A 20,338-nucleotide genomic window follows, 5' to 3' on the forward strand; every position below is an offset into this window, starting at 1 on the left:
CCCCACCCGCCCGAACGCCGTATCCAACAACTCCCGAATACTATGCGTCACCCCCGTCGCCACCACATAGTCATCCGGGGTGTCCTGCTGCAACATCCGCCACATCGCCTCCACATAATCCCCCGCGCCAGCAACTCCAACTCCACCCGCGCCTCGAACGCATTTTCAAAAAGCGCCGACGGGGTCATGCGGTGACATCTCCAGTAGACATCAGACTGCGCGCAGTCGTGACATCAAGCTGGCCAGTCACAGCAGCCGTAATCAGCGCTTGCCGCCGCGCATCGAGAAGTACGAGCTGCCGGTTGGACGCCTCGATCGCCGCCAGCGCGGACCGCCAGAATCGACTCATCTCATTGACAATGAAAAGCTGAAGATCATAACTGGGAATCGGCAGCATGGCGGACTTCACGATCTCGAGATTGATCATCGAGCGAGTCGAGCCTCGAGATTCAAGAGCGGCCGCCCCGAGAGGCGACGACAGAAGTAGCGCGAGAAACTCGGCGGAGGTGACACTCGGATCTGTTCTTGCCCGGAAGCACTTTCCCTTCACAATGGCCGGCCCCAGGTCCGGCGCAGTGCATGCACGCCCCGCATGGTTGCGCGGGTCACCCAAGCCGGCGATCAAAATGTCACCTTCGCATACTTCATGCTTGCGAAAATCTCGGTACATGGCGATGGGGATCCTCGCCTGCTGCGCCGCTCGGTACTCGTTGAAGCCTATGTTTCCGAGTCGCACGACGGCGGCACCCTCGTCAACATAATCCGAACTGCTGAACGCACTCCCGAATGGACCGTCGGTGACAGAGTGGAGAATTCGGCGCAGTGGCAGGATGTCGGATCCCGAGTGATTCAGAATTTCCTGAAAGAAGGACCACCGCCTCAGATTGAGGGTCTCCAGTTGCCGGCTACGCAGCCTCTTGATCTGATCGATGGATTCAGTCTCGGCGTCAAGGAAGTCGGCGACACGGACCTGTTCGTCCAGGGAGGGGACATCCACCGCAACAGAGCCCAGGTCGTTCGGGTTGATCGCCGGGTAACTCACCCCTACCGAGCGCGCCACGACCTCATCGATGAATGTCGTGGATTGGCATGCATAGGCCAGGAAGCGTCCGTCAACAGATTCTCTTGGCTCAATGACTGCGAAACCGGTCGAGAAGACAAGATTCTCGTCCGTTCTCGGAACTCGGGCAACTGCCCGCAGATAGGTGCGCACGGTCGACACGATTGTGCTGCCTTCGGGCGCAAGCCGGCGTGCCCGCGAGGGAGCGGAGTCGAATCGCGTCCAGTCATCGGGGGCCACCACCCGCCCGCTGGAGTTCACTGCCGAGATATCGACATACTTAAATGAGTAGTCAGGACTTGTCGACTCCGGAAGTATGTGGCGATTAATGAATCCGATATCTTTTAGCCTCACCCGGTCACCTCGCCGAGAAGCTTCTGGATCTGGGACTCGAGGTCGCGAAGTTCGGCGTCGATCTCGGCGAGCGGCCTCGGGGGGGCGTAGACGTAGAAGTGGCGGGTGATGGGAATCTCGTAGCCGACCTTGGTCTTCGCGTGGTCGATCCAGGCGTCGGGGACGTGGGGGGTGACCTCGCGGGCGAAGTAGGTCTCGATGTCCTCGTCGAGGGGGACGTTCTCGAAGTCGCGCAGATCCGGGTCCGGTAGCGGGGTGCCGTCGTTCGCCTTCTGGACCTCTCCGGCGGGGTCGACGACCGCAACCGTTCCCCAGAGGGCCTTGAGCTGCGCGGCGGTGCCAGGCAGGCCGGCGCCGGCCGCCTTGGCGGCGTCACGCAGCGCCGCGGAAGCCTCGTCTTTGGTCCACCAGACCGAACCGACCGCGCCGACCGCGCCGCGCAGCGCGGCGACCAGCGCGTCCCGGCCGTCCCATCGAGCCAGCGCCTTGGCGTTCTCCAGCGCGACGAGCGTGTCCTCAGTGATCTCGAAACGTTGCTTCAGCGGGCGCTCGACGGTGATGCGGTGAAAGCCGAAATCCCGCGTCCCGAAGATCTTTACCTTGCCGTGATCGTAATCATCCGGATCCGCGGCGACCTCGACAGCACGTTCATACAACTTCGTCATGTGCTCGATCTGGGTGTCGCTGATCATCTTGCGCTTGTCGCCGAGGGACTTGCGCATCTTCTCCCACTGGTCGCGGGCGTCGAGCAGGATCACCTTGCCGGCGAGCTTGGCAGCCTTGCGATTCGACAGGATCCAGAAGTAGGTGGAGATCCCGGTGTTGTAGAAGAGCTGGTCGGGCAGAGCGACGATGCCCTCCAGCCAGTCGTTCTCCAGGATCCACCGACGGATATTCGACTCGCCGGACTCGGCGGTACCGGTGAACAGCGGGGAGCCGTTGAAAACGATCCCCAGGCGAGAGCCCTTGGCCTTGCCCTCGACGCGCTCCATCTTGGAGATCATGTGTTGGAGGAACAGGAACGAACCGTCATTGATCCGTGGGAGGCCGGCGCCGAACCGACCGGCATGGCCGAGTTTGGCCTCGCTCTCGACGTCTTCCCTGACCTTCTTCCACTCCACCCCGAACGGGGGGTTGGCCAGCATGTAGTCGAAGCGGCGACCAGCGAAGCGGTCCTGGCTGAAGGAGTTGCCAAGCTGGATGTCGCCGCGCTGGCTTCGCAGCAGCATCTCCGACTGGCAGATCGCCCACGACTCGGGATTGAGCTCCTGGCCGAACAGGTAGACCTGGGCGTCTCTTTTTTGCGATTTGATGTGGTCCTCGGCGGCAGTCAACATGCCGCCAGTTCCGCAGGCCGGGTCATAGACATTGATGACCTGGCCGACGCCGGTGCCGGCGTCAGCATCCGGGACGATGAGTAGGTTCACCATCAGCTTGATAACTTCACGCGGAGTGAAGTGCTCGCCGGCGGTCTCGTTCGAGTTCTCCGCGAACTTGCGGATGAGGTGCTCGAACACGTAGCCCATATCGTGACTACTGAGGCTACCCAGGTCCATCGTGGCGAAACGACCGACAATCTGGTACAGGATCTTGGCGCTGGCGAGCCTGGTGATCCCGTTGTTCAGGTCGAATCGCTCCAGCACCTCGCGGACGTTCGGCGAGAAGCCGTTGACATAGTCCCGGAGATTCTTCGCCACGTTCTTGTCGTCGGCGACGATCGTCGCGAAGGTCTGCTGCGAGGTGTTGTAGAAGGGCAACTTCGCCGCGATCTCCAGCAGGCGCCGCCTGTTGTCGATCTGCAGCTCCGCATCCCGCTCCCAGACCGCTTCACGGGTCGATGCCATGACCGCCTCCAAGCGGCGGAGCAGGGTGAACGGCAGGACCACCCCGCCGTACTCGTGGCGCCGGTAGTCGCCGCGCAGCAGGTCGGCCACGGCCCAGATGTCGGCGGCTATCTTCGAGTGACTGGGTCCCGCGGTCACAGGGTCTCCTTCTCCGTCGTGCGTCAGCGCAGCGTTGGGTGATCGGTACGTCAGAGGGCGCGCGGGCGCGGGGCGAGGGTGCCGGTGGTCAGGCCGTTCACAGTCTGCTCGATCACTGTGGCGCTGAGCCGGGCGAGCGTGGACAGGGCGTCCTGGAGTTCGGCCAGTCGGTGGAACTCGGCGCCGTAGCGGCGCTGCTCGGGCAGCGACATCCGCGGGATTCGGCAGCGGCGCAGGTCCTCGCGGCTGAGCGCGCCGAGCGTGTTCGCCACCGGCAGCGCCTGCGCGTCGACACCGAGAAACGTCGCGACGAAGTGGGCGTCGAGGCGGTCCGCGTTCAGCTCGACGACGTGCGCGACCCGGGCGTCGGCGGGCTCGGCGCCGGTCGCCACCACGGGCGGCCGGCCCAGCGTGCGCACCAGCACGTCGCCAGGGCGCGGAGTCGTGTCCCGGGAGCGGATCGTCAGCGCGCCGGTCCGCTCCAGTTCGGCGATCGTCACGTAGGCGTGCGGCGTCCGCGGGTCGGCGGGCGCGAAACGCGGCAGGCAGGCGGCTCCGATCCGCGCGTACAGCGCCGTGAGCCGGTCGGTGACCTCGGCGAGGTCGTCGGCGCTGGGCCTAGCCTCGGTCGTGACGTAGCGGGAGGGCAGCAGGTTGGCGTTGCCGTCCAGCAGGCGAAGCCGCGGCACCGCTCGGGACACGGCCGGGCCGGGGTCCGCCTGCCCGGGCCGGACCTGCCCCGGGGACGCCGGGACGGCTTCGGCCTCGCGGAACAGCCGCCGCCAGACCGAGTACTGCTGCGGCACGTCGCCCCTGTCCGCGACGCCCGACAGGTCGATCATGATGACCGAACCGTCGTCGACGTCCCCGTACGGGCGGCGCAGCACCCACAGGCAGACGTCGGTGTCGGCCAGCGAGCTCATCCCGGGCGGCAGCGCGATCACCGCCCGCAGCGCGCCGGAGCGGACCATCTCCTCCCGGATCGACTGGCCGGACGGGGACACGCAGGTCCGCGGCGTCACGACGACGACGGCGGTGCCGTGCGGGCGCAGATGGGCGTAGCAGTGCTGCGCCCACGCCAGCTCACCGTCGCGCGGCGCCGGGATCCCGAACTCCCAGCGACGGTCGGTCGTCAGCTCGTCCGCGGGCCACCCGGGCTGGTCGAACGGCGGCTCGCACACCACGGCCGCCACCCGCCCCAACAGGCCGACGAACCGGTTCGCCCGCAGCGAGTCGCCGACGTGGATCTCATACGGCCCGGCCGTCGGGTGGCCGCGCAGGTTCAGCGCTGCCTTCGAGGTGGCCGGCTCGTCGATCTCCTGACCGAGCAGCCGGACCCGGTTGTCGAACCGGTCCGCGACGGCCAGCAGCAGCGCACCGCCGGCACAGGCCGGGTCGAGCACCGCGGGCAGATCGACGCCGTCGAGGCCGAGGTCGAGGCCGAGGTCTCCAGCGCCCGCGCCCTCCTGCTCGTCGTCCCGCTCGTCGTCATGATCGCCGCCCGTCGCGTCACCGTCGCCGGCGGCCGTGGCGGGAGGTAGCAGCGAAGCGATCACGCGGGCGAGGAGTTCGCCGGACGGCAGGCTGGTGACGGCCGACTCGGCTTCGACCGCCTCGTCGGGCCGAGACCCCCGGGCCGTGGCGCGGCCCCCGATCGCCTGCGTGCCGGTCTCGGTCTGCCCGAACATCGCCAGCTGGTCGGCCCGACCGGTGATCTTCAGCCAGTCCCGGACCTGGGCCCAGGAGTAGGTCGGGTTGGCGGCACCACCGCCCACCGGCTTCGGGAAGTCCTCGTGGCGCCGGCGCCAGTTGGACACGGCAGCACGGCCGACGCCAGCCCGCCGCGCGATGGCGGCCGACGTCACCTCGTCCTGCTCAGCTATGTTCACACCGGCACCATACAGGGCCAATTATCTACCCATCAAGCACCTGTGTACAGTGGCGCCACTGTTCACAAATGCGATGCATACGCTTGACTTGGTCATCGGATCGCCCCTAGAGTCACGATTAGGCGCTACTCGACCGCGCCACGTGCAGGTCCTGACCGTCGCGCCCCGGGAGTGGGCAGCGGTTCGGCCGGGCCCATCTCCCAGGGATCACCGCCCCGCGCGGCGGCGATGCCGTCCTTGTCGGCCGCACCACCCGGGCCTCGGGGAGCCACCTTGGCCCAGATCGAACAGCCCGAACTGCCCGACCTATCCGACCAGCCCGAACCGCCAGTCCCAGCCCACCCAGCCGACCCGGCCGGCCCTGCCAGCCCAGGGCGCAATGACCAGGCCCGACCGAACGACCAGGCCCGACCGAACGACCAGGCCCGACCGAGCGCCGAGCTGGTGGCGACCCGACTGTCGCAGGCCAGCCTGCAGCAGCCGGTACGAGCGCTACTCCAGGATGCGCTGGACTCCGCGGACGCCCCGGCGCCGGCCACAATCGGCCGGGTCTACCTCGACTTCATCACTGTCGCCGGGTACCGCGGCATCGGCGCCTCCACCCACCTGCGCCTCGCCCCCGGGCCCGGCGTGAACCTGATCGTGGGCCGCAACGGCTCGGGGAAGTCAAGCATCGCCGAGGGCGTCGAGACCGCGTTCACCGGCACGAACGCCCGGTGGGAACGGCAGAAGCCCGATCGCCGTGGCGCCTGGCGCAACCTGCACGACGGCGCGCAGCCCCGGATCGAGATCAAGCTCGCTATCGACGGCGACACCGGCCGCAGCACTCTCACCCGGGCCTGGAACGGCGAGGACTTCAACGACTCCGCCGGCGAGCTGAAGCGGCCCGGCCACGGCACGGTGCCCGCAGACGAGGCGGGCTGGGTGCAGGCGCTGACGGACTACCGGCCGTTCCTGTCCTACCTCGACCTCGACCGCATGATCAACGGAAGTTCGGCGCAGCTGTACGACGCGGTCAACGTGATCCTCGGCCTCGGCTACCTCGCCGCGGCCGACGGCCGCCTGCAGGCGCAGGAGAGCCAGCTGCGCAGCGCGGAGAACAGCGTCAAGGACGAGGTGGCCGGGCTCAGGGAGGCCCTCTGGGAGCTGCCGGACGAGGACCGCGCGCTGCGCGCGGTGGGGGCTCTCGACGCGCCCAGGGCGGCGGGCCTCGCGGCCCTGGAGGAGCTAGCGCGCCGACCTGCTGGCCCGCGCCCTGGCGCACCGCAGCCGGCACAGCGGCGAGCAGTCCTGCCCGGTCTGCGGGACCGACCAGGTTCTCGACGACGGCTGGGCCGCACGGGCGGCCGAGCAGATCGCCGCACTGCGGCGGGAGGGCAAGGCCGCCGAGGACGCACGCAGCGAGCTGCGCCTGGCCGACCAGACGGCGCGCGGTCTGATCCAGATCCCCGCACGCCTGCCCGCCGCGTTGGCCGAGGTCTGGAATGCCTGGGGCGCGTGCCGCAGGCAATCACCTCATGACCGTCGCCCACGGCGCTGGAGCTTCGATCGGCGCATCCCTCGCCCTGCGCACCGCGCTGGAGATCGCCGTCGACCAGGCCCTCGAGGCTGCGCTCCCCGGCCTGCCCCGCACCAGCATGCGCGCCAAGCTGCTCTGCCTGCGCGGCTACGCCGCACCGGAGACGGCTCGACGAGCAACCGCCGTCTGGACCCACGTCTGCCTCGGCTGCCACTACCACCAGTACGAGATGGGCCCCACCCACGCCCAGGTCCGCGCCTGGCGTCAGGAGATCGCCGCCCTGGCCAACCGCCTCACTCCGTGAGTCGACCCTGCCGATGAGCCGCGGATCCACCGGCACTGCCAGGGGGGCGCCGGTGGATCCGCCGATTATGTCCCGCCGACCACTTCGAGAGGGAGCGACACGGCAGCCGAGCACGACATCGCCGTGGACAAGCCGGTGTTGCGCTTTCTGCGCCAGGGCGGTGCTTACGCCGCAGACTTCGTGGACCGCTGCCTCGACCTGATCGACTGGCTCGCTCTACCGAACCGCTCGAGCCTGGACCCGACGGACCTGGGCCTGCCGCGCCGAATCGTCGACGAAGCGCTGCGGCTGGCCGAGCTGGCCGAGCTGGCCGAGCTGGACCTGACATCCGTTCGGGCGGCGCGGTACTCGTCGGCGACGTATGGCGGTGGCCGTAGCCAGGGCAGCGCAGGGCCGGGGCGAGACGACGACTGCGATGAGGCGGGCCTGCCATCGGTCCGGGCCGAGCGTCCCCAGATTCGGATCGACCCCTATAACAACGGAGTCGTCCTCTGGCTGCCGCCGGTCGGCGAGGCACCGGACGGCCGCGCGGTCTGGACGGTGACCGCCGACGCCGTCGTGAACCGGGTGCGCACGCAGTCGATCTGGCCGGGCGGCGCCGAGACGGTCTTTCCGCTGAACCGGCCGGTCCGATCAATCGACGTGCGCCTCGACGACTCGCCGCTGCGCTACGAGGTCCCGCTGGTCGACAAGGACGATCCGCTGCTCGTCTTCGCCGAGGACGGCGTCGCGGTCGGCCCGGGAGAATCGCTGCCGTCGGGACCGGTGTGGCTGCTCCACCCGCGTCCCGAGGAGTTCGCCGGTCAGGACCTGCAGACGACCGGCCACGCGCCCCGCGAGCTCGCGGACGTGCCCCCGCCCTACGGGTGGACCGGCTGGCTGCTGCGCCACGTCGATCTCACCGCGGTCACAGCGATCGGCTACGCAGCCCGGCTGCGCCCGGTGCACACGGCGCGGCGCGCCTACCTGGAGCTGTCGGCGCCGCACCGCGACGCGACGACCATGCTGGGCGCGCCCGTCCTGAGCGTCCCGCCGCGGCTGTCGCTATCCGTCGAGGACACCCCGGTCTCCTGGGCCGTCCGGGTACGCCGTCCGAGTGCGCTGGAGACGCTCTCGGGCCAGGACATCACGGTGGGCGATGACGGCCCCGAAGACCTTCATGACGGCGGCGAGATCGCCGGAGCCGGTCGGGACGGGCTCGATGTCCGGTGGGTCGATCCCTGGGTCGGTCTCCCCCGCCCACTGCTCGGTGCCTATGAGATCACCGTCCGCGGCCCGCTCGGCCGCGGCCTGACTCGCACCGTCGAGCTGGCCGAGGGGCTCGTCGTGCACAGCGACCCGCCCTGGCGGGAGATGGGCCCGGGCGGACTGGCGCCTGCCGGGATGACCGTCCGCTGGGCGTCCGACGGTGCCGGCGTCGGACATCCCGCCGTGTCACCGAAGAGAATCGCGCTGCGCGGTCACGAGGTCGCTGCGCACGTGACCGTCTCGGTGCACGGCCACAGTCGGCAGTTGCTGGTCAGCGCGCCGCACATGGCGGTGCGGCGTGTCGTCCCCGGCGCCCGGAGCACATGGTCCTACCAGCCGCTGCGACTGCACGCCGAGACCGACGCCCGGGGCGAGCTGCTCGTCCAGATACCGGCGGCGATGCATGCCGAGCTGGTCGTCCGCGTTGGTGACCGCGAGCTACAGCGGGTCCGGCCTACCCGGGACCGGCAGGCGATGGTCGCCCGATTCGACCTCGCTCGGCTGGCCGACACCGTCGCGGCCCACCGTCGCGCGGTCGTCGACGTCGATCTGGACGGGGTGTGGATCCCAGTCATCTCCTACTCCCCGCGCCGACTCGCGTCCGGTGTCCAGATCGATCCCATCGGGGCCGAGCCGATCGAAGTCGAGCCGATCGAGGAGGAGTCGGGACGGACGACCCGCGCCGAGGCGCTGCGCGCGCACGGCTTCGCCGGTATCACCGGTGTGGTGGCGGGGTGCTATCAGCTCTGTGCGCCCTGGCGTCCGCCCGTGCGGGTGGAGCTGGACGCTTCGGGCGGTGCAGCGCCGCTGCCAGCCGAGTTGCACGATGCGGGACCGCTGCTCGTGATGCTCCGGCTCGACGATCCCTGGGTACCGGTCGACTGGCCGGACTGGCCCGACCCCCGAGACCGCGACGACGTGTACCTGCTGCGCGACCGGTCCTGGCAGCCTCCACCGGAGGCGATGGGTTCGACCGCAGCCGAGGTCGGGTTGAGCGCCTACCTCGCCGGTCGGGGCGGCCCGCCCCGGTTCCCCGGTGCCGCGGACGCCGCGTTGCGGCTGTACCGGGTCGCGGAAGACTTGCGGCGGCTCGGAATTCCCCGGGACGCCCGGCCAGCCGCAGCCGCGCTGCTGGCGGTCGATCCGGCCGCGGCATCAACCGGCGGGTGGACTACCTGGGGCGGGTGCTGGCGGCGCTGGGACGCACCGGTGACCCGGTCCAGCTCCTCGACGGTCTGTGGACCATGCTCGCGAACGACCCGAGGGCGCGCGATCCCCGGGATCGATGGCTCACCGCCGTCACCCCGCCCGGCCTCGGCGTGGTGTACCAGCTCAACCACGAGCGGCTCGTCCCGCGCCTGGTCACCCCCGACGACCGGATGTGGGAGTGCGGGCGATGCCGCACCGTCACCGCGGTGAACGTCGCGGGGATCTGCCTCACCCTGAACTGCGCCGGCGAGCTGGCCGAGTGGCACCTGCCCCCGCCGACGTCGACGATCACCACTACCGGACGCTGTACCGGACGATGGAGCCGGTGCCGCTGAAGGTCATGGAGCACACCGCGCAGTGGCGCAGCGACCGGGCCGCCGAGATCCAGCAGGACTTCATCGCCGGCCGGGTCAACGCACTGTCCTGCTCCACGACATTCGAGCTGGGGGTGGACGTCGGCGAGCTGCAGACAGTCGTGCTGCGCAACATGCCCCCGACCACCGCCAACTACGTGCAGCGGGCCGGCCGGGCCGGTCGACGCACCGACTCGGCGGCGCTCGTGGTCACCTACGCCCAGCGGCGTTCGCACGACCTGGCCCGCTTCGCCGAGCCGGAGAACATGATCGCGGGTAAGGTGCGCGCGCCGCTGGTCCCGCTCGGCAACCCGCGCATCGACCGCCGGCACGTCCATTCGGTCGCGCTGGCCGCATTCTTTCGGTATCAGTTCGACACCTTCGGAACCGTCTGGCGCAAGGCCGGCGAGTTCTTCTCCCCGGACGCCACCGAGATTGTGCCCGCGACCCTCGTCGGGCCCTTCCTACGACCGCTGCCGGCCGCCGTCGCGTACTCGCTCGCCGCGGTCATCCCGTCGGAGGCCGAACGCGAGGAGCTCGGCATCACGGACGGCGCCTGGATCGACGAACTCGACCGGCTGTTGACCGAGGTGCTGGCCGAGTACGCCCAGGACATCGCGACGTACGAGCAGATGCGGCGCAAGGCGTTCGAGGACCGCAAGGACTCCGTCGCCGCCACCTACGGACGCGTGATCAGGACGTTGGCGGAACGTGACCTCATCGGCCTGCTCGCGAACCGCAATGTGCTGCCGAAGTACGGATTCCCGGTGGACACGGTCGACCTGCGTGTCTCCCATATCGGCACGCCGGCGGCGAGCCAGATCGAGCTGTCCCGTGACCTGACCACCGCGGTCTACGAGTACGCGCCCGGGGCGGAAATCGTCGCCGGCGGGCTGCTGTGGCGATCCGGCGGTGTGTACCGGCTGCCGAACCGCGAGCTGGAAAGGCGCAACTACTCCATCTGCGCCGGCTGCGAACATTTCCGGGACGGCATCGAGGATCTGGATCCGGTCTGCCCGCGATGTGGAACGCCCCTGGCCGGAGCGTCGCGGCGGTACACCATGCCGATCTACGGGTTCGTCGCGGACCGCGAGCCAGGCCGGCCGGGTACCACCCCGCCTCGACGGTCCTGGCATGACGGCACCCATGTCGTCTCGCCCGGCGCGGAGATCGACGAGTACAAGATCGACCTCGCCGGTGGGACCGTGTACGCACGGGCGGGCGCACGCGGCGAGTTGGTCAGCCTCAACGACGGGCCGGGCGGGTCCGGCTACCTCATCTGCAAGTGGTGCGGTTACGGCCGGCCGCTGGCCGCCGCCGGCAGTCAGGCGCACCACCGGCCGACGACGGGCCAGGCCTGCAGCGGGCCGCTCGAAGCACTCTCGCTCGCGCACAAGTACCAGACGGACGTCCTGGAGATCATCGTCGATGGCACGGTGGCGGTGGGCGTCGACGACACGGTGTGGCGGTCGGTGTTGTATGCCCTGGCCGAGGGCTCGTCCGCGGCGCTGGAGATCGCCCGTGACGACATCGACGGCACCCTGTTCCGCAACCGGTTCGGCTCCACCTCCATGATGATCAGTGATGGTGCTGGGCGTCGCGACGTAGCGACGACACGGCCGCCGTGATCGTCAGTGCGGCCTCGGTACCTTGCACAGATGAGCCGCGCCCGACAGGAGGTCACCGTCACCGCGGATCTTGTGATCTTGACGATCCGGGACCGCCAGATGTGCGTGTTGCTGGTCGAACGCGGAAACGAGCCGTTCGCTGGGAGGCTGGCGCTGCCCGGCGGTTTCCGCGTACACCCAGGGTGATCGCATGTTCCTACCTGGTCATCGTTCCCGACCGGCCGTTGCGCGAAGGCGGGTTCGGATGCACGGTCGGCACAGTGGTCGCCGGCATACCAGGTGTAGATCTTCTTGCTGACCCGTAGCGGCGTACCCGAGGCGAGGGTCGAGCTCGACTTTCTGATCGGCGAGGTGAGACAGGCGACGATGCCACCCGGCCAGCACGATGCGTGATCCTATGGCCTTGCTTCGCGTCCACGACAGTGGCTTGGCCCGGGCAGGGCGGCCGAGCCAGTTGGCGCATCGCTTGGCACAACCGTCAACAAAGAGCAGGCTGTGGTGCGGGACACGTCGAGTGGACGAGTCGAATGGACGAGGAGAGCGCGTTGCGGTTTGTGTACCAGTATCCCGAGACCAACGGCACCGAGGGCGATCTGCTCGACAGCGGTGACGTCGGTGAGCTCGCCGCCGCCGCCGAGGCCGCCGGCTTCCACGGGTTCGCCTTCACCGAGCATCCGATCCCCGGCGCCCGCTGGCTCGCCTCGGGCGGCCACCAGTCGCTCGACCCGTTCGTCGCGCTCAGCGCCGCGGCCGCTGTCACCACCCGCCTGCGGCTGCTGACCTACCTGGCTGTGGTTCCCTACCGCAACCCGTTCCTGCTGGCGAAGTCCGCCGCGACCCTGGACAAGATCTCCCACGGCCGCCTCACGCTCGGCGTCGGCACCGGTTACCAGAAGGCCGAGTTCTTCGCCCTCGGCGTCGACTTCGACGAACGCAACGAGCTGTTCGACGAGGCCCTCGAGGTGCTGCCGCTGCACTGGAAGGGTGACCCGTTCAGCTACACCGGCAAGCACTTCTCGGCGCGTGACGTGATCGCCCGGCCCCGGCCGGTGCAGGATCCGATCCCGATCTGGATCGGTGGCAACTCGAAGCTGACCCTGCGCCGGGTCGCGCAGAAGGTCCAGGGCTGGATGCCGCTGGGGGGGCCGGCGGAGCTGTTCACCACCACCAGGACCGCCCAGCTCGCGACCACCGAGGCCATGGCCGCGAAGATCCGCGAACTGCGTGACCTGGCCGGCGAGCGCGGATCGCAGCTCGACATCGCCCCGGCCTACCTCGACGCCACCATCAACCGCCCCGACCAGGAGGCCGACCGTCACCGCGAGGCGTTCCAGACGCTCGCCGACGCCGGCGTCACTAACCTGATCATCTCGGCGCCGGGCGGGTCACCCAAGGAGTCACTCGAGTTCATCGAGGCCTTCGGCGCTACCTACCTCTGAGGAGACGAACCGGACACCGAACCCCCTAGGGTAAGGAAACGCCGCCGCTCCGCCGCTCCGCCGCCACGAGTGAGCCCACCGCCTGCCGCCCCCGCCAACGGCTGGCTCTCCTGGCTCCCCCGCCTCGGCGTTCGAGCTCTCCGCCCGGATCCGCACGACCATCCGGGTCCTTCTGTCGGCCACTTCACAGCCGGCGGATAGGTTTTGCCTGGGGTGCAGGGACGCGCGAAAAGGGGAGACGCGAAGCGGGCTGCTGTTGCTGTCGCCGCGTTCGGTTTCGGGATCGTGGGCTGCGGGCTGTCGGGAGGCGACGGGGAACCGCGCCCGTTGCCGTCCAGGACACCGTCCGCCGTCGGCGGTGACCGGCCAGGCGGCACGGCGGCCCCCTGGCCCCACCTTCTCACCGAGACGTCCGGCGTCACCGAGACGTCCGGCGCCCCAGGCCTCGAGGTGCCGCCCGCCCGCCCATCCTGGTGGGCGGGCGGGCGGCGCGTGGTGATGCCACGAAGGGCCTTGGTCTGCAGACCGGTCCCGCCGAGCAGACCGGAGCGGCCTGGTCCTAGCTGAGAAGCGCGAGGGCCTCGTTGAAGGTCCTCGACGGGCGCATGACGGCGGTGGCCTTGACCGGGTCTGGCTGGTAGTAGCCGCCGATGTCGGCCGGAGAGCCCTGCACGGCGAGCAGCTCCTCGGTGATGGTCTTCTCCTCGCCGGCGAGGGTCTTCGCCAGGGTGGCGAAGGCCTCGGCGAGGGCGGCGTCGTCGGTCTGGGCGGCCAGCTCCTGGGCCCAGTACAGCGACAGGTAGAAGTGGCTGCCGCGGTTGTCGATGCCGCCGACGCGCCGCGCCGGGGACTTGTCCTCGTTGAGGAACGTCGCGGTCGCCCGGTCGAGGGTGTCGGCGAGGACCTTCGCCCGCGCGTTCCCCGTCGAAATCGCGAACTGCTCGAAGCTCACCGCGAGCGCGAGGAACTCACCGAGGCTGTCCCAGCGCAGGTAGTTCTCCTTGACCAGCTGCTGGACGTGCTTGGGTGCGGAGCCGCCGGCGCCGGTCTCGAACAGGCCGCCGCCGTTCATCAGCGGGACGACCGAGAGCATCTTGGCGCTCGTGCCGAGCTCCAGGATGGGGAACAGGTCGGTCAGGTAGTCACGCAGCACGTTGCCGGTGACGGAGATGGTGTCCTCGCCGCGGCGGATCCGCTCCAGCGAGAACGCGATCGCCTCCTCCGGGGACTTGATGAGGATCTCCAGGCCCGTCGTGTCGTGCTCGGGCAGGTAGGCCCGGACCTTCTCGATCAGCCGGGCGTCGTGGGCGCGGGTGGCGTCGAGCCAGAACACCGCCGGGTCGCCGGTGGCGCGGGCGCGGGTGACGGCGAGCTTCACCCAGTCCCGGATGGGGGCGTCCTTGGTCTGGCAGGCGCGGAAGATGTCGCCGGCGCCGACGGCCTGCTCCAGCACGGCTTCGCCGGCGGCGTTGAGCACGCGGACAGTGCCGGTGGTCTGGACCTCGAAGGTCTTGTCGTGGCTGCCGTACTCCTCGGCCTTCTGCGCCATGAGGCCGACGTTGGGCACCGAGCCCATCGTCGCCGGGTCGTAGGCGCCGTGGGCGCGGCAGTCGTCGAGGACGACCTGGTAGATGCCGGCGTAGCTGGAGTCCGGCAGCACCGCAAGGGTGTCGGCCTCCGCGCCGTCCGGGCCCCACATGTGGCCGGAGGTGCGGATCATCGCGGGCATGGAGGCGTCGACGATGATGTCGCTGGGCACGTGCAGGTTGGTGATGCCGCGGTCGGAGTCGACCATCGCCAGGGCCGGGCCCTCGGCAAGCTCGGCCTCGAACGAGGCCTTGATCGCCGCGCCGTCGGGCAGCGCGTCGAGACCCTTGAGGATGCCGCCGAGGCCGTCGTTCGGGGTCAGCCCGGCGGCGGCGAGCACCTGGCCGTAGGCGGCGAACGTCTTCGGGAAGAAGGCGCGGACCGCGTGGCCGAAGATGATCGGGTCGGAGACCTTCATCATCGTGGCCTTGAGGTGCACGGAGAACAGCACGCCTTCGGCCTTGGCCCGGGCGATCTGCGCGGTGAGGAACTCGCGCAGCGCGGCGACCCGCAGGACGGCGGCGTCGACGACCTCACCGGCGAGCACCGGCAGGGCCGGCAGCAGGACGGTGGTGCTGCCGTCGTCCCCGGCCAGCTCGATGCGCAGGGTGTCGTCCGCGGGGATGATCACCGACTTCTCGGTGGAGCGGAAGTCGTCGGCGCCCATGGTGGCGACGTTCGTCTTCGACTCCGCGCTCCACGCGCCCATCCGGTGCGGGTGCGCTCGGGCGTAGCCCTTCACCGAGGCGGGGGCGCGGCGGTCGGAGTTACCCTCGCGCAGCACCGGGTTGACGGCGCTGCCCTTGATCCTGTCGTAGCGGGCGCGGATCTCACGCTCGGCGTCGGTACGCGGGTCGTCCGGGTAGTCCGGCAGCGCGTAGCCCTGCTGCTGCAGCTCGGCGACCGCCGCCCGCAGCTGCGGGATCGACGCCGAGACGTTCGGCAGCTTGATGATGTTCGCCCCGGGGGTCTTCGCCAGCTCACCGAGCTCGGCGAGCGCGTCATCGATGCGCTGCCCGGGTTCGAGATGCTCGGGGAAGCTGGCGATGATCCGCCCCGCCAGGGAGATGTCGCGGCTCTCTACCTGGACACCGGCCGTCGCCGCGTACGCCTGCACCACCGGCAGGAACGAGTACGTGGCCAGGGCCGGGGCCTCGTCCGTGTGGGTATAGATGATCGTCGAATCAGTCACCGGCACTCCGCTTCACGTCTACTCCGTCTGGGTATCAAGATATGCCGCGTGAGCGCCGCTACCTTGATCGCAGCGATGGGTACGGTCGGGTGCTCGTCGACGAGCCGGTGCCGGATAGTCACGATCAGCACGGTGGCCGCGGAGGCCGCGAATGGACACGCAGGTCAACGCGTCCACCGGACCGGAACGCGGAATCGACACCGTGGGGGTCGGCGAGTCGCCGCGGGGAAGTGTATGACACCCGGTTCGCCTGGGTCTCCCCCTAGACGGCCGGCTCTGCGGCACATTCGAGCCACAGGCACGCTTTGTGCCGATCCGCCCCGAGCGCCGGCTCCCCCGGGCTGTGTGAGATAGGCCATGGAACGGCGATGGCGGTACACGCCACTCGCCGCACGGCCGGTTTGGGTGGGGCGGTATGGGCGGGGTAGAGCGACCGTCATGACCGGCATCACCGACACGTCCGGCCTCGCCGGCCCGGGTCCGCAGGCGAACCGGGCGGGCCAGTTCGATCACGGCGACCGGACTGCTGATCATGTCGGTAGGCCTGCATCGCGCCCTGTTCCGCAAGCAGGAGACGGAGGACTGATCGTATGCGCACAGGGCTGCCTGCCCCTCGCCCTCGCCGTCCCGCTTGTCACCGGGGGCGTGGTGGCCTGCCAGAACTCGGCCTGTGCGGCCGCGCCCCTCGTGCTCGCGCGCGGCAGGGGCGGCGGGCATGACGACTGCGACGGCTGAGGGGGCGCTCGCAGACTCGCCGCCGACCCCGTTTTCGCAGGTACGGCCGGGGAAAAAGACGATGGTGACGACCGATGGCGTACGGACCGTGGGCGTCGAGGAGGAGTTCGTCCTCGTCGACCCCGAGCGGCGTGCGGTGCGCGCCGCCGCGGCGCAGGTGCTGTCCCGGGAGGACCGCGACGGCTCCGGCAGGGCGCCGGGCGGCGGGGATCTCGACGTCGAGCTGACCCGCGAGCAGGTCGAGAGCGGCTCGGCGCCGCACACCAACCTCGCCGGGCTGCGCGGGTCGCTGGTGGAGCTGCGCCGCGCGGCGGCGCGGGCCGCGCAGGCCGAGGGGGTGGCGCTCGCCGCCACCGCGACCTGCCCCACGCCGACCCGGCCGACCCTCACCCCGAAGCCGCGCTACCAGCGGATGCACCAGGAGTTCGGGCTTACCGCCCGCGAGCAGCTCACCTGCGGCTGCCACGTGCACGTCGCGGTGCACTCGCGCGAGGAGGCCGTCGGCGCGCTCGACCGGCTCCGGCCGTGGCTGTCCGTGCTGGTCGCGATGACCACGAACTCGCCGTTCTGGCAGGGCGCCGACAGCGGCTACGCCAGCTACCGCACCCAGGTCTGGCAGCGCTGGCCCACTGCCGGCGCCACCGGCGCGTTCGGTTCGCCCGCCGAGTACGACAGGACTGTGGATCTGCTGATCCGGACCGGGGCCGCCATGGACGACGGGATGATCTACTTCGACGCCCGGTTGTCGCACCACTACCCGACCCTGGAGCTGCGGGTCGCCGACGTGTGCCTGTCCGTCGACGACGCCGTCCTGCTCGCCGCGCTGGCCCGGGCGCTGGTGTCGACGGCGGCCCGGGAATGGGCGGCGGGCGAGCCGGCCCCGCAGGTGCGCCCGGAACTGCTGCGCGCCGCCGGCTGGCGGGCGTCGCGCCACGGGGTGTCCGGTGACCTCGTCGACCTCGAGCGCGGCGAGCTCGTCCCCGCCCGGGCGCTGGTCGACCGGCTCGTCGAACGGGTCGGTGTGGAGCTGTCGGCGACCGGCGACGCCGACGCGGTCACCGCCCTCGTCGACGACCTGTTCGTCCGCGGCACCGGCGCGGACCGCCAGCGCGCCGCCTACGCCCGCCGCGGCCGCATCAACGATGTCGTCGACCTCGTCATCCGCGAGACCATCGCGGTGGCCTCCCCCTGACCGGGCGCCGAGCGGGGCGCTGGACCCGCATGCCGGCCGGCACCCGCCGGCCGGCGGCTCACGGGCCGGGGCGGAACGAGGCGACGATCGTGCGCATCTGACCGCGGGCGGCGTCCCAGTCCTCGTCGGGGACGCGCCAGCGCAGCCCGTAGCCATGCCCGTTGCGCACCACGCCGAAGTCGAGGACGTGGATGGTCCGCCCGCCGGAGGCGAAGGCGAACTCCCAGACCGCGGCGCTGGTCCCGGCGCCGCCGTCGGCGGGGCGGATGGACAGCCGACGGTAGCCGGCGGAGCTCCGCCGGACCTCCGGCTCCTGGTCGTACCAGGCACCGATGGCGGAAGGGCCCGCCTTCGGCTGTACCTCGATCAGCAGTTCCGGGTAGCCGGACGGCGCGGTGGCGGTCACCTTGCCGTTACCGCGTGCGGAGATCCGCCAGCCGGCGGGCAGCGCCGCCGACCATCCGCTGCCGTCCCGATGGGTGGTGTAGCCGTCGGGGGCGTCGGCGGGATCGGTCGTGTCCGGGATGAGCGCGCCGAGATCGTCGCCCACCTGCGCCGTCGGCGTCCCGGCGGCCCGCGTCGAAGCGGTACTCGTCGGCGACGGGCGGCCCGCGGGCGTCGCCGTGGCCGGCTTCGGGCTCACGGTGGGTGTCGCCGACGCCCGCGGTGCCCGTGACACCGCAGCGGGGGGCTGCGACGTCGCGGCGGCGGCCGGCGGGGACGGCTTCGAGCCAGCGTTGGCGAGGACCAGGCCGAGCACGACCGCCGCGGCGGCGAGCACCGCCACCGCGACCCCGGCCAGCAGCGCCGCACGCCGGCGACGCGCCGGGCGGTCCGCGTCAGGTCCCGGCGAGTCGGGCCTGCTCTCGGCACCGAACCCACCGACCGGACCAGACTCGCCGGCGGAACCAGGCAGACCATCCGAGCGCAATGCACCGGCGAGACCGGGCTGGCCGGGCTGGCCAGGGGAGGCGGGCCGGTCGGGGAAGGCGGGCTCACCCGCCGGCTCGGGAGACGCCTCGGCCTCGGCTGCGCCGGCCAGAGTGGGGATCGCGGCCGGAGCTGCAGAACCCGCCAGCGGCCGGTCCGCCGCCGGTCGGTCCGCCGCCAGCGGCGGGTCCGCGCCGTCCAGGTCGGGCTGCGGGATCTCCACCAGCGTCCCGCCGAGGGTGTGATCGGCCTCCTCCAGCCGGTCGGCGATCTCGCGCAGCCGGCCGCGGGCCTCGGCCAGCGACGGGCGCCGCGCCGGGTCGGAGTCGAGCAGCTCGGTGAGGACGCCACGCAGGGGGCCGCTGTGCTGGAACGGTCGGCGCCGGTCCTCCACCACGGCCGCGAGAATGGCCAGCGGCCCTTCGCCCTCGAACGGCGGCACCCCCTCGACCGCCGTGAACAGGGTCGCGCCGAGCCCCCACACGTCGCCGGCGGCGCCGACGCGGGCGCCACGGGCCCGCTCGGGGGCGATGTAGGCAGGCGAGCCGACGAGCATCCCCGCCTCGGTCAGGGTCGCATCCCCCTCCATGACGGCGATGCCGAAGTCGGTGAGCCGCGCCTGCCCGTCAGCGGTGATGAGGACGTTGCCGGGCTTGACGTCGCGGTGCACGACACCGCCGCGGTGGGCGGCCTCCAGGGCGTAGGCGAGGCTGACGCCGACGCGGGCCACCTCCAGCGCGGGCAGCCGGCCGGCGGCGCGGATGAGGTCGGCGAGCGAGGCGCCGTCGACGTACTCCATGACGATCCACGTGTGGTCCTCGGCGTCGAAGACGTCGTAGACCGTCACCAGGCCGGGGTGGCGTAGCCGGGCGGCGGCGCGGGCCTCGCGCAGCACCCGCTCGCTGAGCACCGCCCGCTCGGCCGGGGACGCGACCGGCGGCCGCCGGACCTCCTTGATGGCCACCCGTCGGCGCAGCAGGGTGTCCTCGCCCTCACGGACGACGCCGCCGCCACCGCTTCCGAGCACCCGCCCGAGCCGGTAGCGACCAGCGAGCCGACGTTCCTGGCCCGCGGCGCGGTCGGTCGCCATCGCTCGCACTGCCCCCCGATCCTCAAGGACTTCACCGCCATACCCATCCTCTGACGGGGAAACCAGGATGACGGGTGAAATGACGCGCAGAGTTCCCCCACAATTCCACAATCTGCTCGCGGGGCCGGTGCGGGACGGCACCACCACGACTGCGCGGGACGCCGCGCCGCCGGCCGCGGGCGCGGCGGGGACGCGTGGGAACTGGCGCGGGACGCCGGGACGCCGGGAGGCCGGCAGCGGCGGACTTCAGGTGTCACCGGACACGCCCGTCGCCGCCGGGCCGGTCCCGGTGGGTCGGCGGCCCACCGACTGGGTGCCCATCGGTGCTGGGCTGTCCCCGGTCGGGCGGGCCGGTCCGCGGGCACGGGCCGGCGCCCAGCCGTCCCCGCCCTGGTACCCGGTCCCGTCGAACGCGCCGAGATCCTCATAATTCCGGCTGCACATGCCGTTCGCCCGGCCGCCGGCGATGGTGATGGCTGGGCAACGACCTGGTCGCGCTCCCACAACCGCGCTCCCACAACCGCACCGCCACAACCGCACCGCCGCGACGGCGCCGGCGGTGTACAGCGGCTCGCTCGTGCAGCAAGGTGGAGGTCATGCCGAAGCACGCGCCGCCACGTTCCGCGC

At 70.8% G+C, this 20,338-nt stretch carries 11 protein-coding genes and 1 pseudogene; 6 read left to right on the forward strand and 6 right to left on the reverse strand.

Features of this window, described 5'->3' with window-relative positions; genetic code table 11:
• The 4 genes and pseudogenes from NBZ85_RS10025 to NBZ85_RS10040 form a co-directional block, all read right to left on the reverse strand.
• Positions 1-126, reverse strand: a pseudogene (locus tag NBZ85_RS10025) (GDP-mannose 4,6-dehydratase); the annotation flags it as partial.
• A gap of 58 nt (positions 127-184) precedes the next feature.
• Positions 185-1,414, reverse strand: coding sequence for a restriction endonuclease subunit S (locus NBZ85_RS10030; protein ID WP_261557016.1), 1,230 nt, complete (start codon positions 1,412-1,414; stop codon positions 185-187).
• Complete coding sequence (locus NBZ85_RS10035; protein ID WP_261557018.1) at positions 1,411-3,396, reverse strand: type I restriction-modification system subunit M; 1,986 nt, start codon at positions 3,394-3,396, stop codon at positions 1,411-1,413. The genes NBZ85_RS10030 and NBZ85_RS10035 overlap by 4 nt, the downstream gene beginning before the upstream one ends.
• Positions 3,397-3,446: 50 nt before the next feature.
• Positions 3,447-5,285 (reverse strand): N-6 DNA methylase, encoded by a 1,839-nt coding sequence (locus NBZ85_RS10040; protein ID WP_261557020.1) that lies wholly within the window; start codon positions 5,283-5,285, stop codon positions 3,447-3,449.
• Positions 5,286-5,558: 273 nt separating this feature from the next.
• On the opposite strand from NBZ85_RS10040, the gene NBZ85_RS10045 reads away from it, so the two are divergent.
• The 5 genes from NBZ85_RS10045 (at position 5,559) to NBZ85_RS10065 (ending at position 12,985) form a co-directional block, all read left to right on the forward strand.
• Positions 5,559-6,806, forward strand: coding sequence for an AAA family ATPase (locus tag NBZ85_RS10045; protein WP_261561850.1), 1,248 nt, complete (start codon positions 5,559-5,561; stop codon positions 6,804-6,806).
• Positions 6,803-7,108 carry a hypothetical protein gene (locus NBZ85_RS10050; RefSeq protein ID WP_261557027.1) on the forward strand — a complete coding sequence of 102 codons (306 nt, stop codon included), beginning with the start codon at positions 6,803-6,805 and terminating at the stop codon, positions 7,106-7,108. The genes NBZ85_RS10045 and NBZ85_RS10050 overlap by 4 nt, the downstream gene beginning before the upstream one ends.
• Before the next feature lie 123 nt (positions 7,109-7,231).
• Positions 7,232-9,775 carry a hypothetical protein gene (locus NBZ85_RS10055; protein ID WP_261557028.1) on the forward strand — a complete coding sequence of 848 codons (2,544 nt, stop codon included), beginning with the start codon at positions 7,232-7,234 and terminating at the stop codon, positions 9,773-9,775.
• Between the two features lie 49 nt (positions 9,776-9,824).
• Positions 9,825-11,546, forward strand: a complete 1,722-nt coding sequence (locus NBZ85_RS10060; protein ID WP_261557030.1) for a helicase-related protein — start codon at positions 9,825-9,827, stop codon at positions 11,544-11,546.
• A gap of 527 nt (positions 11,547-12,073) precedes the next feature.
• Positions 12,074-12,985, forward strand: coding sequence for an LLM class F420-dependent oxidoreductase (locus tag NBZ85_RS10065; RefSeq protein WP_261557033.1), 912 nt, complete (start codon positions 12,074-12,076; stop codon positions 12,983-12,985).
• Between the two features lie 559 nt (positions 12,986-13,544).
• On the opposite strand, the gene NBZ85_RS10070 is transcribed toward NBZ85_RS10065, so the two are convergent.
• Positions 13,545-15,764 carry an NADP-dependent isocitrate dehydrogenase gene (locus tag NBZ85_RS10070; protein WP_261557035.1) on the reverse strand — a complete coding sequence of 740 codons (2,220 nt, stop codon included), beginning with the start codon at positions 15,762-15,764 and terminating at the stop codon, positions 13,545-13,547.
• A gap of 796 nt (positions 15,765-16,560) precedes the next feature.
• On the opposite strand from NBZ85_RS10070, the gene NBZ85_RS10075 reads away from it, so the two are divergent.
• Positions 16,561-17,691, forward strand: a complete 1,131-nt coding sequence (locus NBZ85_RS10075; RefSeq protein ID WP_261559018.1) for a carboxylate-amine ligase — start codon at positions 16,561-16,563, stop codon at positions 17,689-17,691.
• A gap of 58 nt (positions 17,692-17,749) precedes the next feature.
• Here the strand turns inward: NBZ85_RS10075 and NBZ85_RS10080 are convergent, their stop codons facing one another.
• Positions 17,750-19,711 carry a serine/threonine-protein kinase gene (locus tag NBZ85_RS10080; RefSeq protein WP_261561851.1) on the reverse strand — a complete coding sequence of 654 codons (1,962 nt, stop codon included), beginning with the start codon at positions 19,709-19,711 and terminating at the stop codon, positions 17,750-17,752.
• Positions 19,712-20,338 lie beyond the last annotated feature (627 nt).

This window comes from Frankia tisae, assembly GCF_025403405.1.
GTDB classification, from domain to species: domain Bacteria; phylum Actinomycetota; class Actinomycetes; order Frankiales; family Frankiaceae; genus Frankia; species Frankia tisai.

Excerpts from the sequence above, each read along its gene's own strand:
- NBZ85_RS10050 (WP_261557027.1), top strand. The coding sequence starts at position 6,803 with ATGACCGTCGCCCACGGCGCTGGAGCTTCGATCGGCGCATCCCTCGCC.
- NBZ85_RS10065 (WP_261557033.1), top strand. The coding sequence starts at position 12,074 with ATGGACGAGGAGAGCGCGTTGCGGTTTGTGTACCAGTATCCCGAGACC.
- NBZ85_RS10075 (WP_261559018.1), top strand. The coding sequence starts at position 16,561 with ATGGTGACGACCGATGGCGTACGGACCGTGGGCGTCGAGGAGGAGTTC.
- NBZ85_RS10080 (WP_261561851.1), bottom strand. The coding sequence starts at position 19,711 with ATGGCGACCGACCGCGCCGCGGGCCAGGAACGTCGGCTCGCTGGTCGC.